General features: G+C 73.1%; 22 protein-coding genes. 7 read left to right on the forward strand and 15 right to left on the reverse strand.

From position 1 onward, the window contains the following. Window positions 1-234: 234 nt before the first annotated feature. Entirely contained in the window at window positions 235-1,416 is a 1,182-nt protein-coding gene (locus tag ACIA3K_RS31020; protein WP_396805308.1) for a hypothetical protein, read from the reverse strand. Window positions 1,417-1,599: 183 nt separating this feature from the next. On the opposite strand from ACIA3K_RS31020, the gene ACIA3K_RS31025 reads away from it, so the two are divergent. The 5 genes from ACIA3K_RS31025 to ACIA3K_RS31045 all read left to right on the forward strand — a co-directional run bounded on the left by ACIA3K_RS31025 (window position 1,600) and on the right by ACIA3K_RS31045 (window position 7,098). After that, window positions 1,600-1,959 (forward strand): YraN family protein, encoded by a 360-nt coding sequence (locus tag ACIA3K_RS31025; RefSeq protein ID WP_355051587.1) that lies wholly within the window; start codon window positions 1,600-1,602, stop codon window positions 1,957-1,959. 27 nt (window positions 1,960-1,986) lie between these two features. Further along, window positions 1,987-3,507: a YifB family Mg chelatase-like AAA ATPase gene (locus ACIA3K_RS31030; RefSeq protein ID WP_396805311.1), complete on the forward strand. Its 1,521-nt coding sequence runs from the start codon at window positions 1,987-1,989 to the stop codon at window positions 3,505-3,507. Beyond that, window positions 3,504-4,700 (forward strand): DNA-processing protein DprA, encoded by a 1,197-nt coding sequence (dprA, locus tag ACIA3K_RS31035; protein ID WP_396805313.1) that lies wholly within the window; start codon window positions 3,504-3,506, stop codon window positions 4,698-4,700. The genes ACIA3K_RS31030 and dprA overlap by 4 nt, the downstream gene beginning before the upstream one ends. A gap of 128 nt (window positions 4,701-4,828) precedes the next feature. Next, complete coding sequence (locus ACIA3K_RS31040) at window positions 4,829-5,872, forward strand: tyrosine recombinase XerC (RefSeq protein WP_396805314.1); 1,044 nt, start codon at window positions 4,829-4,831, stop codon at window positions 5,870-5,872. 44 nt (window positions 5,873-5,916) lie between these two features. Beyond that, window positions 5,917-7,098, forward strand: coding sequence for an aminotransferase class V-fold PLP-dependent enzyme (locus tag ACIA3K_RS31045; RefSeq protein ID WP_396805316.1), 1,182 nt, complete (start codon window positions 5,917-5,919; stop codon window positions 7,096-7,098). Here the strand turns inward: ACIA3K_RS31045 and ACIA3K_RS31050 are convergent. Further along, window positions 7,019-7,726, reverse strand: coding sequence for a M23 family metallopeptidase (locus ACIA3K_RS31050; RefSeq protein WP_396805318.1), 708 nt, complete (start codon window positions 7,724-7,726; stop codon window positions 7,019-7,021). The two genes, ACIA3K_RS31045 and ACIA3K_RS31050, sit on opposite strands and share 80 nt — an antisense overlap. A gap of 134 nt (window positions 7,727-7,860) precedes the next feature. After that, window positions 7,861-8,307: a DUF4240 domain-containing protein gene (locus ACIA3K_RS31055; RefSeq protein WP_396805320.1), complete on the reverse strand. Its 447-nt coding sequence runs from the start codon at window positions 8,305-8,307 to the stop codon at window positions 7,861-7,863. 129 nt (window positions 8,308-8,436) lie between these two features. Between ACIA3K_RS31055 and ACIA3K_RS31060 the strand changes: the two genes are divergently transcribed. After that, a complete protein-coding gene (locus tag ACIA3K_RS31060) occupies window positions 8,437-9,597 on the forward strand; it encodes a sulfite oxidase (protein ID WP_396805322.1) in 1,161 nt (386 codons plus the stop codon). Between the two features lie 40 nt (window positions 9,598-9,637). Here ACIA3K_RS31060 and ACIA3K_RS31065 read toward each other — a convergent pair whose 3' ends face one another. The 12 genes from ACIA3K_RS31065 to proS all read right to left on the reverse strand — a co-directional run bounded on the left by ACIA3K_RS31065 (window position 9,638) and on the right by proS (window position 17,995). Next, window positions 9,638-9,961, reverse strand: coding sequence for a DUF2469 domain-containing protein (locus ACIA3K_RS31065; RefSeq protein ID WP_011905215.1), 324 nt, complete (start codon window positions 9,959-9,961; stop codon window positions 9,638-9,640). After that, window positions 9,958-10,770: a ribonuclease HII gene (locus tag ACIA3K_RS31070; RefSeq protein WP_355051579.1), complete on the reverse strand. Its 813-nt coding sequence runs from the start codon at window positions 10,768-10,770 to the stop codon at window positions 9,958-9,960. The genes ACIA3K_RS31065 and ACIA3K_RS31070 overlap by 4 nt, the downstream gene beginning before the upstream one ends. Beyond that, window positions 10,764-11,282 carry an NUDIX hydrolase gene (locus tag ACIA3K_RS31075; protein WP_396805325.1) on the reverse strand — a complete coding sequence of 173 codons (519 nt, stop codon included), beginning with the start codon at window positions 11,280-11,282 and terminating at the stop codon, window positions 10,764-10,766. The genes ACIA3K_RS31070 and ACIA3K_RS31075 overlap by 7 nt, the downstream gene beginning before the upstream one ends. Window positions 11,283-11,330: 48 nt before the next feature. Beyond that, on the reverse strand, window positions 11,331-11,966 hold the full coding sequence (gene lepB, locus ACIA3K_RS31080) for a signal peptidase I (protein WP_396805327.1): 636 nt from the start codon (window positions 11,964-11,966) through the stop codon (window positions 11,331-11,333). A 10-nt stretch (window positions 11,967-11,976) separates the two neighbouring features. Further along, window positions 11,977-12,846 (reverse strand): signal peptidase I, encoded by an 870-nt coding sequence (gene lepB / locus ACIA3K_RS31085; RefSeq protein WP_355051576.1) that lies wholly within the window; start codon window positions 12,844-12,846, stop codon window positions 11,977-11,979. 181 nt (window positions 12,847-13,027) lie between these two features. Further along, complete coding sequence (gene rplS / locus ACIA3K_RS31090) at window positions 13,028-13,384, reverse strand: 50S ribosomal protein L19 (RefSeq protein WP_030335223.1); 357 nt, start codon at window positions 13,382-13,384, stop codon at window positions 13,028-13,030. A gap of 143 nt (window positions 13,385-13,527) precedes the next feature. Then, window positions 13,528-14,301 (reverse strand): tRNA (guanosine(37)-N1)-methyltransferase TrmD, encoded by a 774-nt coding sequence (trmD, locus tag ACIA3K_RS31095; RefSeq protein WP_396805329.1) that lies wholly within the window; start codon window positions 14,299-14,301, stop codon window positions 13,528-13,530. 11 nt (window positions 14,302-14,312) lie between these two features. After that, a complete protein-coding gene (rimM, locus tag ACIA3K_RS31100) occupies window positions 14,313-14,978 on the reverse strand; it encodes a ribosome maturation factor RimM (RefSeq protein ID WP_396805331.1) in 666 nt (221 codons plus the stop codon). Next, window positions 14,978-15,211 (reverse strand): RNA-binding protein, encoded by a 234-nt coding sequence (locus ACIA3K_RS31105; RefSeq protein WP_396805333.1) that lies wholly within the window; start codon window positions 15,209-15,211, stop codon window positions 14,978-14,980. The genes rimM and ACIA3K_RS31105 overlap by 1 nt, the downstream gene beginning before the upstream one ends. A 1-nt stretch (window position 15,212) precedes the next feature. Next, a complete protein-coding gene (gene rpsP, locus ACIA3K_RS31110) occupies window positions 15,213-15,698 on the reverse strand; it encodes a 30S ribosomal protein S16 (protein WP_396805335.1) in 486 nt (161 codons plus the stop codon). Between the two features lie 232 nt (window positions 15,699-15,930). Beyond that, the gene (locus ACIA3K_RS31115; protein ID WP_396805341.1) at window positions 15,931-16,551 is read right to left on the reverse strand and encodes a DUF402 domain-containing protein; all 621 of its coding nucleotides are present in this window, start codon (window positions 16,549-16,551) and stop codon (window positions 15,931-15,933) included. A 37-nt stretch (window positions 16,552-16,588) separates the two neighbouring features. Continuing rightward, on the reverse strand, window positions 16,589-17,995 hold the full coding sequence (proS, locus tag ACIA3K_RS31120; protein ID WP_396805336.1) for a proline--tRNA ligase: 1,407 nt from the start codon (window positions 17,993-17,995) through the stop codon (window positions 16,589-16,591). Between the two features lie 187 nt (window positions 17,996-18,182). Between proS and ACIA3K_RS31125 the strand changes: the two genes are divergently transcribed. Further along, window positions 18,183-18,782 carry a TetR family transcriptional regulator gene (locus ACIA3K_RS31125; protein ID WP_396805338.1) on the forward strand — a complete coding sequence of 200 codons (600 nt, stop codon included), beginning with the start codon at window positions 18,183-18,185 and terminating at the stop codon, window positions 18,780-18,782. Window positions 18,783-18,895 lie beyond the last annotated feature (113 nt).

Genomic DNA, 18,895 nt, shown 5'->3' on the forward strand with positions numbered 1-18,895 from the left:
GTACTCCTCAAGATCCCTGGTTGTCACGCCCGGCCGGTGGCCGGGCGTCCTGGCGCCTGGTCGCCGGCCCATGGTGGACCCGATCAAGATCGGGACCAGGGAGGCCGTCGCTACACGACGATTCGTGAAGAGGGCGCGCGAGGTCGACCGCGCGAGGCGGTCGCCAGTTGGCCAGTGTACGCCCCTCCCCGGTTTCGACGTGCCGGGGTGCCGCGCCGGGCGGACGGCGGTGGGTCAGCCGGCGGCGAGCGCCGCGGCGACGAAGAGCACCAGACCGACAGTCAGGTACGCCGTGGGAGGGCGCAGCCAACCTCGGCCAGTGTCGGAGAGCGCGAGTCCGCCCGTCCTGAGCCCGTACAGCCCGGTTGCGAAGATCGGCAGCCCGGCGACCAGGCAGATGCCCACCACGACGTTGCCCGCGTCCACCGGGTCGCCCGTCACGCCGGCCAGCAGCACCCGCAGCGCGGGAATCTCGAAGATCAACGCCAGCAGGGCGAAGAGGGCCGCCAACGCCGGCCGGCGGGTCCGGTAGACACCGTCCGGAGCCGGGGGGTACGCCGGTGCGTCTCCCCCGCTCGGGTCGGGGCGGGGGCCGATCCCCGGCATCGGGCCGGTCGGCATCTCCAGCGGATGCGGGTGCTCCCCGCTTCCGCCCCGGGTCGGCTCGACGATCGGGTAGCCGGCGAGCGGGGCGGGCCGGCTCTGCTCGGCGGTGAGCGGGACAGGGTGGCCCTGCTCGGCGAAGGCGGCGGGCTGGCCCGGCTCGGCGGGTCTGGTCTGCCCGGCGAGCAAGGCGACCGAGGGTGCGGCATCCGCGATGGTCGCCGGGGGGAGGTCCCGCGCGGGAGCCGGCATGGCCGTGGTCGGTGACTCTCGGGCGGCCCGGCGACCGGGCAGCTCCCCGGAGATCTCCGAAGGGTCCCGATCCGCCCGGCGCGAGCGGGTCGTGCGGTAACCGTCCGCCTCCGTACGCATCTCACCCAGCGGGTCGACCGCGCCGAACCGCCCCGAGTCGGGCTCGGCGGTACCGAATCGTCCCGGCTGGGCCTCGACGGCGCCGAAACGCCCGGAGTCCGCTTCCGGCGCACGACCGAAGCGGTTCGCGTCGAGCGCGCCCAGACGGGCGGAGTCCGGCTCCGACGGGCCGCCGAAGCGGCCCGTGTCCAGCGCGCTCAGGCGGGCCGGGTCGGGCTCGGCCGTGCCGCCGAAGCGGACCGGGTCGGGCTCGCGGCGTCGGCCGACGCCGGTGTCCTCGACGGAGCGGGCGTCCTCGACGCCGCGCTGCTCGGGGATCTCGCCGTCGCGGTATCGCGGTTCGCCCGCGCCGCGCCACTCGGGCTCGCCGTACCCGCGCCCCCGCTCGTCGGGGTACCAGCGCGACTCCTGATCTTCCGGAAAGCTCCGTCGTCCGTCCACGTCAGGCACCGTATGCGACGGGCCATACCCGCGCCATTTCGGCCCGGCCGAGTTGATCAACGCCACTCCGCGCGTTAGCACAGCAGGGGCTTGATCGTCCGGTTGTCCACAGAGCGACCGTCATCCACAGGCGGACGGTTCCGGGGTCGCGGCGCTCGTGCTCCGAGGAGCACCGTCGCGGCCATGACGAAGCGGAACCAGGCGGTCGGCGCGTACGGCGAGCGGTGCGCCGCCCGGCACCTGAGCGAGGCGGGACTACGCCCGATCGTCCGGAACTGGCGCTGCCCGGAAGGCGAGATCGACATCATCGCCTGGGACGGGCCGGTGCTCGCGTTCTGCGAGGTGAAGACGCGTCGGGGCGACGCGTTCGGGCCACCGGCCGAGGCTGTCGTACCGGCCAAGGCCCGCCGCCTGCGCGGCCTCGCCGCACGCTGGCTCGCCGAGACCGGCACGAACGCCGACGAGGTGCGGTTCGACGTGGTGTCGGTACGTCTGCCCGACACCGGTCCCGCGCGGGTCGACCACGTCAAGGGCGCGTTCTGAGATGCGCCGACGAACGGGAGACGCGTCATGAGCTACGCGAAGGTGCTCTGCGTGGGGTTGGTCGGCGTCACCGGCCATCTGGTCGAGGTCGAGGCGGACCTCGCCGCCGGCCTGCCGGCGGTGGTGATCTCCGGCCTGCCGGACACCGCCCTGCACGAGGCCCGCGACCGGGTCCGGGCCGCCGTCGTCAACTCCGGTCAACGGTGGCCCAACCGGCGCATCACGCTGAACCTGCTGCCCGCGACGCTGCCGAAGTTCGGCTCGGCGTTCGACCTGGCCATCGCCGCCGCGCTGCTGGGCGGCTCCGGCGAACTGCCGCTGCTGCCACTGGAGAAGGTGGTGATCCTCGGCGAGCTGGGCCTGGACGGGACGGTCCGGCCGGTGCGCGGCGTGCTGCCGATGGTCGTCGCTGCGGCCCGGGCGGGCATCGACCGCGTGATCGTGCCGACCGACAACGCCGCCGAGGCCGCCGTCATACCCGGCGTACGGGTACGGGCGGTGGACACCCTGCACCGGCTGGTCACCTTCGTCCGTGACGGCAGCCCGCTGATCGAGCCACCGACGGACACCCCGGCGCCGATCACCGGCGGTCCCGACCTCGCCGAGGTCGCCGGACAGCAGATGGGCCGGCGCGCGTTGGAGGTCGCCGCAGCCGGTGGGCACCACCTCGCGTTGCTGGGCCCGCCGGGGGCCGGCAAGACCATGCTGGCCGAGCGGCTGCCGTCGCTCCTGCCGGAGCTGGACGACGACGCCGCGCTGGAGGTGACCGCCCTGCACTCGGTCGCCGGGCTGCTGCCGCCGGGTGGCCGGCTCCTGCGACGCCCGCCGTTCCAGGCGCCGCACCACACGGCGACCATCCCTTCGCTGGTCGGCGGCGGTTCCGGGCTGGCCCGCCCCGGCGCGGTGTCGCTCGCCCACCGCGGGGTGCTCTTTCTCGACGAGGCCCCCGAGTTCAGCAAGGGCGCGTTGGAGGCGCTGCGCCAGCCCCTGGAGCACGGCCGTATCCAGCTGAGCCGCAGCGGTGGCGGCACCGAGTACCCGGCCCGGACGCAGCTGGTGCTGGCCGCCAACCCGTGCCCGTGCGCGAAACCGTCCGGCGACGCGTACTGCGAGTGCACGCCCGTGGCCCGCCGCCGCTACCTGGGCCGGCTCTCGGGGCCGCTGCTCGACCGGATCGACGTGCAGGTCCGGCTGATGCCCGTGCGGGCGGCGGAGCTGATGGCGTCCGGAGGCGATGTCGAGTCCTCGGCCACCGTCGCCGCCCGGGTAGCGGCGGCACGCGGCGCGGCGGCCACCCGCTGGGCCAGCCTCGGACGGCGACTCAACGCCGAGGTGGACGGCCCGTTCCTGCGCCGCCCGCCCTGGCGACTACCGGCGCCGGTCACCGCCGAACTGCGCGCCCGGCTCGACTCCGGCTCGCTCTCGGCGCGCGGCTTCGACCGGGTGATCCGGATGGCCTGGACGATCGCCGACCTGGACGGTCGGGACCGGCCCGACCGTGAGGACGTACGAGAGGCGACCCAGCTACGGACAGGAGAGACGGCATGAACGCCGACGAGCAGAGCAGGCTGGCCCGGGTGGCGCTGACCTGGCTGGCCGAGCCCGGCACCCGCGTGGTGCACGCGTTGGTCCAACGGCTGGGGCCGGTGGCGACGCTGGATCTGCTGCTCGACGGCGGCAGCCCCGACCGGCGGCTGGCCTCCGCCGTGACCGCCCGGATGTCGACCGGCGACGCCCGCGCGGCGGCGGACGAGGCCCTGGCCCGGGCCGATCGGCTCGGCGCGCGTCTGGTCACCCCGGACGACGACGAGTGGCCGGCCCGGGTCGCTGATCTCGACACGCTGCGTCTGCCAGACCTGACCCGCCGCGTGGATGCGGAGACCGCCCCACCGCTGTGCTTCTGGGTACGCGGCGCGTGGCCGCTCGGCGAGGCGATGGAGCGCTCGGTGGCCGTGGTCGGCGCGCGGGCGGCCACGGCCTACGGCCAGCACGTGGCCACCGACCTCGGGTACGGGCTGGCCGAGCGGGACTGGACGGTGGTCTCCGGTGGCGCGTTCGGGATCGACGCCGCCGCCCACCGGGGCGCCCTCAACGCCGAGGGCCGCACCGTGGCGGTGCTCGCCTGCGGGGTGGACCGGCCGTACCCGATGGGCAACACCGCCCTCTTCGACCGGATCGCCGACACCGGGCTGCTGGTCAGCGAGTGGCCGCCGGGCGCCGAGCCACTGCGGCCCCGGTTCCTGATCCGCAACCGGGTGATCGCTGGCGGCACGCTGGGCACCGTCGTGGTGGAGGCGTCGGCGCGCAGCGGAGCGACGCAGACCGCCCGGCGGGCCATCTACACCGGTCGGGTGGCCATGGTGGTGCCCGGTCCGGTGACCTCGGCGATGTCCGTCGGCGCGCACGAGTTGCTGCGCGAGACCGAGAAGGCCCGACTGGTCACCGGCGTCGCACACGTGCTCGAGGAGGTGGGCCGGATCGGCGCGGACCTGGCCCCGCTGTCCCGTGGCCCGCAGCGGCCGGCCGACGACCTGGACGACGACGCCCGGTCGGTGCTGGAGGCGTTGCCCCGCCGGGGCGCACGGGGTGTGGACACGCTCGCGGCCCGCGCCGGCCTGGACGTGCGTACCGCGCTGCGCAAACTGTCCCTGCTCGAAGAACTGTCCATGGTGGTACGACGGGACGACGGCTACGCCCTCGCCCCGGCCGACAAACCCAAGGGTCCGGCCGACAGCCGGTAGACGCGGCCGCCGACGTGGCCGGCGGAGCACAACCCTCGGCCGTACGCTGGTGCCGTGCCTGCTGCCAGCGAAGGTGCGCGTGCCGCCCGGCGGACCGCATCGGTGACGCCGCGTGAGGCGTGGCGGCCGTGAGCCGGTCCGACCGGGGCACCCGGGCCACCCATCAGAACCTGCCACCGCCACTGCGGGACGCGGTCGACGACTTCGCCCGGCACCTTTCCCAGGTCCGCAACCGGTCGGAGCACACCGTCCGCGCGTACGTCACGGACGTGGTCGCGCTGCTCGACCACGCGGTGCGGATGGGTTGCCGGGACCTGGGCGAGGTCGACCTGTCGGTCCTGCGGAGCTGGTTGGCCCGGCAGCGGACCACCGGCGCCGCCCGTACGTCGCTGGCGCGCAGAGCCGCCTCGGCACGGGCGTTCAGCGCTTGGGCACACCGCGCCGGGTTGCTCGCCGCCGACGTCGGGGCCGCGCTGGCCAGCCCTCGCGCGCACCGGGACCTGCCCGGCGTCCTGCGCGCCGACCAGGCCGCCGCGCTGCTGGAGGCGCCGACCCGGCACCCGGCAACCACACACGGCACGCCCACGACGGGACCGCCCGCGCACGGCACACCCACGACGGGGTCCGCCCCCAGCGGGGAGCCCACGACGGACGGCGCCGCCGACGCGGCGGTGGCGCTGCGCGACAGGGCGCTGCTGGAACTGCTCTACGCCACCGGCGTACGGGTCAGCGAGGCGTGCGGGCTGGACGTCGAGGACGTCGACCATGCCCGGCGCGTGATCCGGGTGTTCGGCAAGGGACGCCGCGAGCGGTCGGTGCCGTACGGCGTGCCGGCGCAGCGGGCGCTCGACGAATGGCTGCGGCAGGGCCGTCCCGCGCTGGTCGCCCCGCACTCGGGCGACGCGCTGCTGCTCGGGGCCCGCGGCGGTCGGCTCAACCCGACCACGGCGCGTCAGATCGTCGGCGGGTACGCCGAGGCCGCCGGCCTGCCCCGGACGAGCCCACACGGGCTGCGCCACTCCGCCGCCACCCACCTGCTCGAAGGCGGCGCCGACCTGCGGGCCGTGCAGGAGCTGCTCGGTCACTCGTCGCTGGCCAGCACGCAGATCTACACCCACGTGTCGGTGGAGCGGTTGCGTGCCGCCTACCGCCAGGCGCACCCCCGCGCCTGATCACTGGCGGGGAGGCCGGACCTCCCGACGGTTACGATCATCCGGTGAGCGTCCCGCAGCCTCCCGAGCCGATTCCGGGCGCCCGCCTGCTGTTCTCCCTGGACCCGGCGGTCAGCCACCTCAACCACGGCTCGTTCGGCGCGGTGCCGATCGGCGTGCAGCGCGCCCAGCAGCGGCTGCGCGACGAGATGGAGGCCAACCCGCTGCGCTTCTTCACCCAGGGGCTCGTCGACCGGATCGCGCACACCCGGCGGCACCTCGCCGGGTTCCTCGGCGCGGACCCGCAGGGCAGCGCGCTGATCGGCAACACCACCACCGGCGTCGCCGTGGTGCTCCAGTCGATGGGCCTGCGACCTGGCGACGAGATCCTCAGCACCGACCACGGGTACGGGGCGGTGAGTCTGGCCATCGCGCGCGAGTGCCGCCGCACCGGCGCGGTCAGCCGGGTGCTGCCGATTCCGCTGGACGCCGACGACGACCAGATCGTGCAGACCATCCGGGCCGGCCTGCGCCCGGGACGGACCCGGCTGCTCGTCGTCGACCAGCTCACCTCGGCCACCGCCAAGCTCTTCCCGACCGCCGCCATCGTGGCGGTGGCGCACGAGAACGGTGTGCCGGTCCTGGTGGATGCCGCGCACGCCCCCGGCATGCTCGCCACCACGGTCGCCAGCATCGCCGCCGACTTCTGGGCGGGCAACCTGCACAAGTGGGGGTACGCCCCACGCGGCACCGCCCTGCTGACGGTCGCCCCGCAGTGGCGCGAGCGGATCGAGCCGCTGGTGGTGTCGTGGGAGCAGGAGTCCGGTTTCCCGGCCCGGGTCGAATGGCAGGCCACCCTCGACTACGCCTCGTGGTTGGCCGCCCCCGCCGGGCTGTTCACGCTGCGCAGCCTCGGTGTCGACCGGGTACGGGAACACAACGCCGCGCTCGCCGCGTACGGCCAACGGGTGGTGGGGGACGCTCTGGGGGTGTCCCCCGCCCAACTGCCCGACCCCGGCGGACCGGGGGTGTCGCTGCGTCTCATCCCACTGCCGGCCGGGACGGGCACCACGATCGACGCCGCGCGGGCGTTGCAGACGCGCATCGGCGAGCGGCTCGCCGCCGAGGTGGCGGTGATGAGCTGGAACGGCCGTGGGTGGCTGCGGCTCACCGGCCAGGTCTACAACACGGCCGACGAGTACGAGCGGCTGGCCGCACGGTTGCCGGCGCTGCTCGACCAGCGCTGACCCCGCGCACCGGGTCGAGCGGGAGGAGCCGCACCGGGCCGAGGCCGAGCAGGGCGAGCGGGTCCAGGTACTCCTCGCCGCGACGCAGGCCCCAGTGCAGGCACGCGTCTGCCGGGCAACCCGGGTGGCCGGGCAGCAGTTCGCCCAGCGGCGCGCCGGCGGCGACCGCCTGACCGGGGCGTACCCCGGGTTGCACGGGCTCGTGGGTGGTTCGGAGCCCTCCGGCGTGCCCCACGGTGACCACCGGGCGGCCGGCCACCAGACCGACGAAGAGGACGGTGCCCGGCCCGGCACTGCGGACCACGGTTCCCGCCGAGGCGGCCAGGTCGACGCCGCGGTGGCCGGACAGCCACGGCTGGGGTGGCGGGTCGAAGCGGCGCACCAGTCGCGGTGGCCCGTCGAGCGGCCAGCGGAAGCGCTCGGCGGGCGCGGGAGCGGGTGCGGGAGCGGGCGCAGGAACGGAAGCCTGGAACGCGATCGGCACGGTCGGCCTCGGTGGCTGGCCGGGCACCGACGCGACAAGCACCGTCAGACCGCAGAGCTGCACGATCAGAGCGAGGGGGAACGCCGCGCAGAGCAGCACGGTACGGCGGATCGAGGCGAGACGGATGGCGGAGGGCGATCGCATGCCGGCAGCCTCGGCCCGGGGCCGGGTCGTCCGCCAGTCCGGCCACCGAAGCTGTGGACGACAGACGGCCCTGTGGACGACCACCCGGAGGAGTCGATGATCTGCTATGCCGCGCTGAGGCGATGCGGGTCAGATCACCACCACTCTTCGTTGGAGCCAGTCTCGTAGTCGTACTCCTCGACGTGGTCCCATTCCTCTCCGGTCACCTTCTGATAGGCGTTCGAGGGGACATCGAGGATCGAGTCCGCGTGCGCGGCCTCGACGGCGGTGAAGCGGGCGAACGCCGCCGGATCGGCGAGCACGGCATCGAAAGCCGCAGGCCCCGCCACCACCACCGCGCAGCGCGCGTACAGGAAGCCGTCCTCAGTCAGTTGATCGGCGCCCGGTGGGACCGCCTGAGCGAGCACCCGACGGTCCAACTGATAGAGCTTGAAGGCAAGCGTCTCGGCAAAGTCGATGATCCGCTCCACCGGCTCGTCCGACAGCATGGCGGTCAACCGCTCGTACGGCCGGTCGTCCTGGACTTCGGGCTGGCCGCCCAGCACCGCCATGAGCTGCCAGAATTCCTCGTCTGCAAGCATCAAATCCCCAACCCCTCATCGGTACGGCCGGACTGGCGCCAATTCTCGTGCCCGTTCTCCGGCGCGGACGGGAAGGCCTACGCTGGGCCGCGTACGGCGGGTGCCGCCGTCTGTACCGGGGAGGCCGGCATGACCACTCTTGACGATCGGACGACGTCCCGCGCCGACGGCGCCGAAGGTTCCGGGCCGACGGTCGCGGACGTGAGCGGCCCGTCCCGGCTCGCCGAGCCCGACGAGGCGATCAGCGCCGACGAGTTGCAGTTGGCGGCCCGCAACCACGGCCTGCCGCTGGAGGCGCTGCGCTACGACGTCACCCCCGCCGGGCTGCACTACCTGCTGATCCACTACGACATCCCGGAGCTGGACCCGGCGACGCACGCGCTCACCGTCGGCGGGGCGGTCGAGCGGCCGTTGACCGTCGGTCTCTCCGAGCTGCGGGAGCGACCCCGGGTCACCCACCGGGTCACCCTGGAGTGCGCCGGCAACGGACGCGCCCTGCTGCACCCCCGGCCGGTGAGTCAGCCGTGGCTGGTCGAGGCGGTCGGCAACGCCGAGTGGACGGGTACGCCGCTGGCGCCACTGCTGCGCGAGGCGGGCCTCGGCCCGGACGCGCTGGAGGTGGTCTTCACCGGCGCCGATCACGGTGTCGAGCGCGGGGTCGAGCAGGACTACCAGCGGGCGCTGCCGGTGGCCGACGCGCTGCGCGAGGAGGTGCTGCTGGCGTACGAGATGAACGGCGCTCCCCTGCTGCCGCAGCACGGCGCTCCGCTACGGCTGATCGTGCCGGGCTGGTACGGCATGGCACACGTCAAGTGGCTGCACTCGATCGAGGTGCGGACCACGCCGTTCGACGGCTACCAGAACGCGGTGGCCTACCGGCTGCGTCGCGACGCGGACGACCCGGGCGAGCCGGTCACCCGGATCGAGCCGCGTGCCCTGGTCCGCCCACCGGGCTTTCCCGACTTCATGACGCGCCGGCGGGTGCTGCCGGCGGGACCGTGCACCGTGGACGGTCGGGCCTGGTCGGGGCACGCACCGGTGGTGGCGGTGGAGGTGAGCGTCGACGGCGGGGCGAGCTGGGCGCAGGCCGAGCTGGACCCGGCGACGGGTGGGGAGTTCGCCTGGCGACGGTGGCGGTACGAGTGGACGGCGACGCCGGGCCGGTACGTGCTCAGCGCACGGGCGACCGACGCGTCCGGGCGGACCCAGCCGGTCGAGCAGCCGTGGAATCGTGGTGGCTTCGCCAACAACCTGGTGCAGCGCGTCGAGGTCGTGGTGCCCGCCGAGTGACCGCCCACGGGTGGGGGCCCGTGGCGCGACAGGAGCGCGGTCAGCTGCCGAAGCCGGAGTCGGCGGGCAGGGAGATGTCGGGCTTCTCCAGCTCTTCGACGTTGACGTCCTTGAAGGTCATCACTCGGACGTTCTTCACGAAGCGGGCGGGGCGGTACATGTCCCATACCCAGGCGTCGTGCATCTCGACCTCGAAGTAGACCTCGCCGTCCGAGTTGCGCACGTGCAGGTCGACCTGGTTGGCCAGGTAGAACCGACGCTCGGTCTCCACCACGTAGGAGAACTGGCGGACAATGTCGCGGTACTCCCGGTAGAGCTGCAGCTCCATCTCGGTCTCGTACTTCTCGAGATCTTCCGCGCTCATCGCACTCCGCCTTCCATGACCACATCTTCCCCCACGGGCGTCGAAGGCCGAGGCTGCTCGCCCAACGCCACGCCGACGGTACCCCCTGACGCCCCGGAGTGCCCCATCGGCTCATCCGAGCCCGGGTCGACCGGTCGCCGGGCGCGCGGTGGCCGGCCGTCCCGGCCGGAGACCGTGGCGACATTGACGTACGAGAAGCGGTGTTCCCGGCACGGCCCGTGCTCGCGCAGCGCCGCGCTGTGCTCCGGGGTGATGTAGCCCTTGTGCTCGGCGAAGCCGTACGCCGGGTACACCCCGTCCAACTCCACCATGATCCGGTCCCGGGTGACCTTGGCGAGCACGCTGGCCGCGGCCACGCAGGCGGCCACCCGGTCGCCCTTCCACACCGCCAGCCCCGGCACTCCCAGGCCGTCCACGCCGAAGCCGTCGGTCAGCACGTACTCCGGTCGGGTGGTGAGCGAGGCGAGCGCCCGCCGCATCGCGGCGAGGTTGCACACGTGCAGCCCTCGGGCGTCGACCTCGTCGGCGGGGATGATCACCACGGCGTACGCCAGGGCGCGGTCCACGACCTCGGCGTACACCCGTTCCCGGCTGGCCGGGGTGAGCAGCTTGGAGTCGGCCAGCCCGTCGATCTCGCCGCGCCGACCCTCCGGGAGTACGGCCGCGGCGGCGACCAACGGCCCGGCGCACGCGCCCCGGCCGGCTTCGTCGGCGCCGGCCACGTGCCGGAAGCCGCGCCGCTGCAACGCCCGCTCCAGCGCGTAGAGCCCGGCCTCGCGACGAACGACGGTGCGCGGCGGGGTCAGCACGACGCCTCGGCGGCCGGCGGCAGGAGCCGGGCCAGCAGGTCGGGCAACTCGGGTGGGTAGTAGCGCTCGCCGCTGGCGGCCAGCTCGGCGGGCCGCCACCAGCGGTGACCGGCGATGCTGCGCTGCTCGACGTCGCTGAAGCCGGCGGTGTCGACCTGCCACGCCGAAACGCGGAGCAGGAAGAAGTCCTGCTCCTGGCGGTACCAGTCGCCGTCGAACGGGAACTCGGTGGCGTCGGACCAGACGGGTTCGCCCAGCTCGGCCGGATCGACCCGCAGCCCGGTCTCCTCGGCCAACTCCCGCACCGCGCCGGACGCCGGAGACTCGCCCTCGTCGAGCCCGCCGCCCGGGGTGAACCAGTAGCGGTGCTCCGGGCGGGCCGGGTCGAAGCCGTGGAACAGCAGGATCCGGCCGGCCGCGTCGACCAGCAGCACCCGCGCCCCGTGTCGAAGGGTGTAGGAACGGTCGGCGCTGTCCGCCGCCGGACCCGTACGGTCGCTCCTCACGCTCACCGCACCAGCCTGCCAGACGGGCGGCCGATCGCCCATGCCCCCGCCGCCCTAGGGCTTGGGAATGCCGTCGAACTGGTCGGGCACGGTCAGCCAGGTGGCCCGGTTGACGGGCCAGAAGACGGTGAACGCCCGCCCGACGACCTCGCCCTCGGGGATCGTGGCCTCGGTGATGTTCTGCCCGGACTGCTGCCAGTGCTCCAGCGAGTCACCGGAGGCCGAGCGGTGGTCACCCATCACCCACAGCCGACCCTTCGGCACGGTGATGTCGAACTCCTGGTCGGCCGCCTTGTCCTGGACCCCGTCGATGGAGAAGATGTACGGCTCGTCGAGCGACTTGCCGTTGATCATCAGGCGCTCCTGCGGGTCGCAGCAGACCACGTGGTCGCCTCCGACGCCGATCACCCGCTTGATGAAGTCCTCGCCGTCGGGGTTGCCGCTCCACTCGGTGGGGGCCTTGAACACGATCACCTCGCCGCGGTGCGGTGACCGGAAGTCGTAGACCAGCTTGTTGACCAGCACCCGGTCATCGATCTTGAGAGTGTTCTCCATGGACGGGGACGGGATGAAGAAGGTCTGCAGCACGAAGGCGCGGACCAGCACCGCGACCAGGATCGCCACACCCAGCAGGATCGGCAGCTCCTTCCAGAAGGAGCTACGCGGCTTGTCGGTCTGCTCGTCAATCACGCCAAGGAGCCTACGTTGCCGGACCGGACGTCACCGTCCGGAACGCGCGGGAACCCCTCAGCGCGACCGTCAACGGGAGTATCAGCAGCACACCGCCTTGCGGGGACGGGCGGGTCGGCGGCACACCGGACGAGGCCGTGGCCGGCGCGGCCACGTCGTCGAACGTCGCCGGCACCGACAGCGCCGCCCAGCGCGACGAGGGCCAGACCACCATGAACGCCCGGCCGACGACGTTGTCGATGGGCACCGGCCCCTGACAGCGCGCGTCCTGGGAAACCTCGCGGTGGTCGCCCATGACGAAGATCTGACCCGGGGGTACGACCACCTCGTCGAAGCGCCGCGAGCGGCACTCCTGCGGGTTGGGCGGCAGGTCCAGCGGCGAGTCGCGCAGCACGTACGACTCGTCGAGCGGGGTCCCGTTCACGGTGACCCGCCCCTGCGAGTCGCAGCACTTGACGCGGTCGCCGGGCACGCCGATCACCCGCTTGATGAAGTCCTTCTCGCCGGGACGGCTCACCCCGACCAGGTCCCCGACGGTCCGGGCGAGCTTGCCGGCGAACCCGGGCTCCGGCTGCTGGTCGACCTGCGGCGCCCACCGGTCGGTGCCCCGGAACACCACCACCTCGCCGCGCACCGGGTCACGGACGTCGTAGACGACCTTGTTGACCAGCACCCGGTCCCCGATCAGGAGGGTGTCCTCCATCGAACCGGACGGGATGAAGAACGCCTGGAGCAGGAACGTGCGGATCAACACCGCGAGGCAGAAGGCCACCACCAGCAGCAATGGAAGCTCCTGCCAGAGGGGCATCTGACGCCGGGTGCGGCGAACCCGCCGGCGCCACGGATCGACAGTGCCGTCCTCGTCAAGCGTCTGCACCACGCCACTCCCCGGTCCGCAGAAACACCACCGCCCGGGAGCCTCGTCGAGGCTCCACGGGCGGTTGTGGACGGCTGCCCGCCTCGTCGGCGGGGCCACCGCCTGGCTGCGCCCGTACGACCAGGGTAGTGCGGTCCGGTCGGTACGGCATACGCGCAGCTCAGGCGGCGTGGCGAGCGGGAAGTCAGCTGGGCTGCTTCTCCCGCTTCTCCTTGATCTTGGCCTTCTTGCCGCGCAGCTCGCGCAGGTAGTAGAGCTTGGCGCGACGCACGTCACCGCGGGTCACGACCTCGATCCGGTCGATGCCCGGGCCGTTGAGCGGGTAGGTGCGCTCGACACCGACGCCGAAGCTGACCTTGCGGACCGAGAAGGTCTCGCGCAGACCGTCACCCTGGCGGCGGATCACGACGCCCTGGAAGATCTGGACACGGGACCGGTTGCCCTCGACGACCCGCGCGTGCACCTTGACGGTGTCACCGGCACGGAAGTCGGGGAGGTCGGTCCGCTTCGACTGGGCGTCAAGGGCGTCCAGGATGTTCATCGCTGCGTCCTCGTAAGGCTCACGGCGCACCGTGACTCGGTGCGCGGGTGGGTGATTCTGATTCCCGGGTGGTGGTCGGCGGGCCGACCCCGGTCGGGGATCCTCGCAGCCGCCCACGGGCGCGGACGGATGCGGCAACCCCCCTACTTTGCCACATCCCCCGGCGGTGGCTGAAATCCGGCCCGTTCCAGCGCCGCGATGTCCCGTTTGTCGAGACGCTCGGGGGGCAGCGCGGCCAGGAGGTCCGGACGTCGGGCCGCCGTACGCAGCAGCCCCTCTTCGCGCCGCCAGCGGGCGATCTTGCCGTGGTCGCCGGAGCGGAGCACGTCCGGCACGTCGTGGCCGCGCCAGCTCGGCGGCTTCGTGTAGATCGGCGCCTCGAGCAGCCCGTGCGCGTGCGACTCCTCGTCCAGCGAGCCGGCGTTGCCCAGTACCCCGGGCAGCAGTCGGGTGACCGCCTCCAGGACGACCAGCACGGCGACCTCGCCGCCGAAGAGCACGTAGTCACCGAGCGACACCTCGGTGACCGGCATGCGGGTGGCAGCGTGCGTCAGGACCCGCTGGTCGATCCCCTCGTACCGGCCGCAGGCGAAGAGCAGGTGCGACTCGGCGGCCAGCTCGTGGGCCATGGCCTGGGTGAACGGCACGCCGGCCGGCGACGGCACCAGCAGCCGGGGCGGCGCGGCCTCGGTCGGCGCGAGCGCGTCGAGCGCCGCACCCCACGGCTCGGGCTTCATCACCATCCCCGGGCCGCCGCCGTAGGGGGTGTCGTCGACCGTGCGGTGCACGTCGTGGGTCCAGGTCCGCAGGTCGTGCACGGCGAGCTGGAGTACGCCGTTCGCCCGGGCACGGCCGATCAGCGACAGGTCCAGCGGGGCGAAGTACTCCGGGAAGATCGACACGACGTCGACGCGCATGCGGGGTGGTCCTAAAGATCGAGCAGTCCGGCCGGCGGGTCGACGATGACGCGTCCACCGGCCAGGTCGACCTCCGGGACGATCGCCCGGACGAACGGGATCAGCGCGGTACGCCCCTCGGGCCGCCGCAGCACCAGCAGGTCGGACGAGGGCGCGTGGTCGATCCGGGCGACCTCGCCCAGACGTTCGCCGGACGGGGTGACGACCGCCAGACCCACCAACTGGTGGTCGTGGAACTCCTCCGGGTCCTCCGGAGGCTCGACGTCGGCGCTGTCCACCACGAGCAACGTGCCGCGCAGCGCCTCGGCCGTGTTGCGCTCCAGGATTCCGGCGAACGCGACCAGCAGGCGACCCTGGTGGAACCGGGCCTCCTCGATGGTCAGCTCGGCGGGAACCCGGAACAGCGTGCCCGGTCCGTCCGCCGGCACCGGCGGCGGAACCGCCCCCGGCTCAGTGCGCAGCACAGTGCTGTGCGCAGGTGCAGCCGGGGGCCTCGCCCCCGGCTCAGTGCGCAGCACAGTGCTGTGCGCAGGTGCAGCCGGGGGCCTCGCCCCCGGCTCAGTGCGCAGCACTGTGCCGGGGGCGAAGCGCGCTTCGGGCTCGTCCGTCCGCACTTCCACGGTGACCTCACCGCGGATACCGTGCGGCTTGCCGATCCTTCCGACGACGAGCTGCATCAGTACGAGTCGACGATGTCGACGCGCACTCCGCGCCCACCGATGGAGCCGATCACCTGACGCAGCGCCTTGGCGGTCCGGCCGGACCGCCCGATCACCGTGCCGAGGTCCTCGGGGTTCACGCGGACTTCCAGCCGCTTGCCCCGACGGGAATCGACCATCCGCACCCGGACGTCGTCCGGGTGGTCGACGATGCCCTTGACCAGGTGCTCCAACGCGGGACGCAGCGGCATGTCAGGCCTGCTCACCGGCGTCGGCGGCGGGGGTCTCGGCCGGAGCCTCGGTCGCCGGGGCCTCAGCGGCCGGCGCCTCGGCGGCCGGTGCCTCAGCGGCCTTGGCGGCCTTCTTGGCCGGCTTGGCCGGGGTCTCCGGGGTCAGCCCGGCGGCGGCCTTCGACTCAGCCTCGTACGCCGCCTTGCGGTCGGCCTTCTCGGGAGCGACCAGCAGCGGCGGCGGGGCCGGCAGGCCCTTGAACTTCTGCCAGTCACCGGTCAGCTCCAGCAGCCGCTGCACCGCCTCGCTCGGCTGGGCGCCGACGGACAGCCAGTACTGGACCCGCTCCGACTTGACCTCGATGACCGAAGGGTCCTCCTTCGGCTGGTACACCCCGACGAACTCGATCGCCCGGCCGTCGCGCTTGGTGCGGGAGTCGGCGATGACGATGCGGTACTGCGGGTTGCGGATCTTGCCCATCCGCAGGAGCCGGATCTTTACGGCCACAGTTGTTTCGCTCCTGTTGCGATCTCACCAGCCCACTACGGGCGGTGTGCATGGGTGAGCGCCGACCGGCACAGTGGGGTTGGGCCGGAGACAACTCGGTGGACTGGCGACGCGCCCGGGTTAGAGGGCGCCGGACGCGCGCCGGATACCAGCGACCTATTCTGCCAGATCCGACGCCGATCGTTCGCATCGGACCCGGAGACCACGTCACCGGTGATCCGGAACACCTAACTCAACGCACCGGCGGACGATCCCACCCTGGGGGAAGTTTGTCCGGTACGTCCCAATCAGCAGGCGGGGTGAAGTCACACCAGGTGCCGTCGAACGGGAACGCGCCGGCCTCGGCGAGCGCGATCACCCGCTCGCCCTCGGCCCGGACCGCCTTCTCGTCGGTCACCCAGTAGTCGTCGCCGAACGCGAGCCGCTCGACGAACTCGTCCTCGTCCTTCCACTGCCAGCTCAGGTCCGGGCGTACCACCACGTCGAGGTCCTGGTCCACCACGTCGACACCGGCCACCGGGCCGTCGTCCCAACGGACGCCGGGCTCCTCCAGGTTGACGTACCAGTGGGCGAACCGACCCTGCGCGTCCCGGAACCACCACACCGAATGCGCCGCGCCCGTGGGCAGGAACTTCAACAGCGGCGGACCGTTCCAGTGGCCGTGCGCCAACCGGTAGGACGACGAGACCCACTGGGCGAACGGCATGGCCCGCATGTTGAGCCCGGCCTCGGTCACCTCGTGGGCCACCGGCGAGTCCCGGGCGATCCACACCAGCAGGCCCCGCTCGTCGTCGCTGACCACCCGCCCCGGGCGCACCCAGCCGATCCGGCCGTGCCGCACGTTGCGGTGCATGATCAGCCGACCCGGCTGAAACCGGTCGACCAGCACGTCAGTAGGCGCGCGCGAGGATGGCCACCAGGTCGGGCTCGTCCTCCGAGTCCGGCACCGAGCCGTCGCCCCGCAGCAGGCAGCGCACCGTCACGCCCTGCCCGTTCGCCTCGGCCTCGCCGGCCACCCCGACCGCCGACCACGGCACCACGGCCCAGCCGGTCGCGGCCGCCTCGATCGCCTCGGCCAGGGTCGACACCTCGACCGTGCGCGACTTCCGGTGGGCCAACGCCTGGTCGTGCAGCACCTGCTGGTCGGCCTCCAGCGCCGCGAGGACCGCGCCGACCACGTCGGCCACCGGCGTCGGAGACTTCGATCCGTCCGTACGACGGACCACCGTCGCGTTGCCGACGGCCAGGTCGCGGGGGCCGACCTCGACGCGTACCGGATAACCGCGCAGCTCGGCGTCGACGGCCCGGCGGCCGAACGCGGTGTCGGTCCGGTCGTCGAGCGCGACCCGGACACCGGCGTCGCGCAGGCCGTCGCGCAGCTTGGCCGCCGCCTCCGCGACGCCCTCGCCGTCCTTGACAACCATGATGTACGCCTGAATGGGCGCAAGCCGCGGCGGCACCCGCAGGCCGTTGTCGTCGCCGTGCGCCATGATCAGGCCGCCGAGCATCCGGGTCGACGTGCCCCAGGAGGTCGTCCAGGCGTGCTCCCGGCCGCCCTCCTTGGCCGAGTAGCTGATGTCGAACGCCTTGGCGAAGTTCTGCCCCAGCTCGTGGCTGGTGCCCAGCTGGAGCGCCTTGCCGTCGCCCATCATGCCTTCGCAGGTGTACGTGGCGGTCGCCCCGGCGAACCGCTCACGGGCCGTCTTCAGGCCCACCACCACGGGGATGCCCAGCACGTTGACCATCAGGTCCTCGTATGCCTCGTGCAGGATCCGCCGCGCGTAGGCGCGGGCGTCCTCGCGCGTCGCGTGCGCGGTGTGCCCCTCCTGCCAGAGGAACTCGCTGGTCCGCAGGAAGATCCGGGGACGCAGCTCCCACCGGACCACGTTCGCCCACTGGTTGAGCAGCAGCGGCAGGTCCCGGTACGAGTCGATCCACTTGGCCATGAACTCGCCGATCACCGTCTCGCTGGTGGGACGCACCACCACCGGCTCGGCGAGCTGCTTGCCACCACCGTGGGTGACCACCGCCAGCTCCGGCGAGAAGCCCTCGACGTGCTCGGCCTCGCGCTTGAGGTAGCTCTCCGGGATGAACAGCGGGAAGTACGCGTTCTCCGCGCCCGCCGCCTTGATCCGGTCGTCCATCTCGGCCTGCATCCGCTCCCAGATGGCGTAGCCGGCCGGTCGGATGACCATGGTCCCCCGGACCGGGCCGTTGTCGGCCAGCTTCGCCTTGGCGATCAGGTCCTGGTACCAGCGGGGAAAGTCCTCCGCACGGGGAGTGAGCACGCGTGCCATGACCGCACATCCTATGCGCCGGGCGAGGCGTCACCGCGCCCGGGAGGCGCCCCGCCCTCCACGTGGCGGCACGGCCCCCTTCCACGCGGCAGCGCCGCACCCCTGCGCCTGGCCGCATCGGCCGGGTCGGCCGGGCCGACGCAGCGCGGCTCGGAGGCGGACGGGCCGCGCGTAGAATTTGACCATCATGACTGGGACGACGGGCTCGCCGCGCCAGCGGCTCCGGGACACGATCGTGGACGCGGCCCGCGCGCGGACCATCGCCGCCGGCTGGGACGCGGTACGAATGGGCGGGGTGGCCACCGCCGCCGGTGTGAGCCGACAGACCGTCTACAACGAGTTCGGCAGCAAGACCGGCCTGGCCGAGGCCCTCGCCCGGCGCGAGGTGGACCGTTTCGTGGGCGACGTCCGCGAGGCGCTGGACACACACGGCTCCGACGTGCGGGCCGGCGCGTACGCCGCGATCGCGCACACCCTCACCACCGCAGCGGACAATCCGCTGGTCAAAGCGATCCTGACCAGCAGCCGGGGCGGCTCGGACGAGTTGCTGCCATACCTCACCACCCGGGCCGAGATGGTGCTCACCGAAGCGTCGGACGCACTGCTCGGCTGGGCCGGCGACCACCTACCGGGCGCGGACCCGACCGCGCTCGCCTTCGCCGCCGACACGATCGTCCGCCTCGTGGTGAGCCACATCGTGCTCCCCGGCGCGCCGATCGAACAGACCGCAACGGCCCTCGCCAACCTGGCCCTACACCTCTTCACCACCGCCCGCCCGTCCCACTGACCGGCTCGCACCGCTGTCCCGCTGTCCCGCTGTCCCGCTGTCCCGCTGTCCCGCTGTCCCGCTGTCCCGCTGTCCCGCTGTCCCGCTGTCCCGCTGTCCCGCTGTCCCGCTGT

The sequence above is a fragment of the Micromonospora sp. NPDC051543 genome, assembly GCF_044454415.1.
In the GTDB taxonomy this organism is placed as follows: domain Bacteria; phylum Actinomycetota; class Actinomycetes; order Mycobacteriales; family Micromonosporaceae; genus Micromonospora.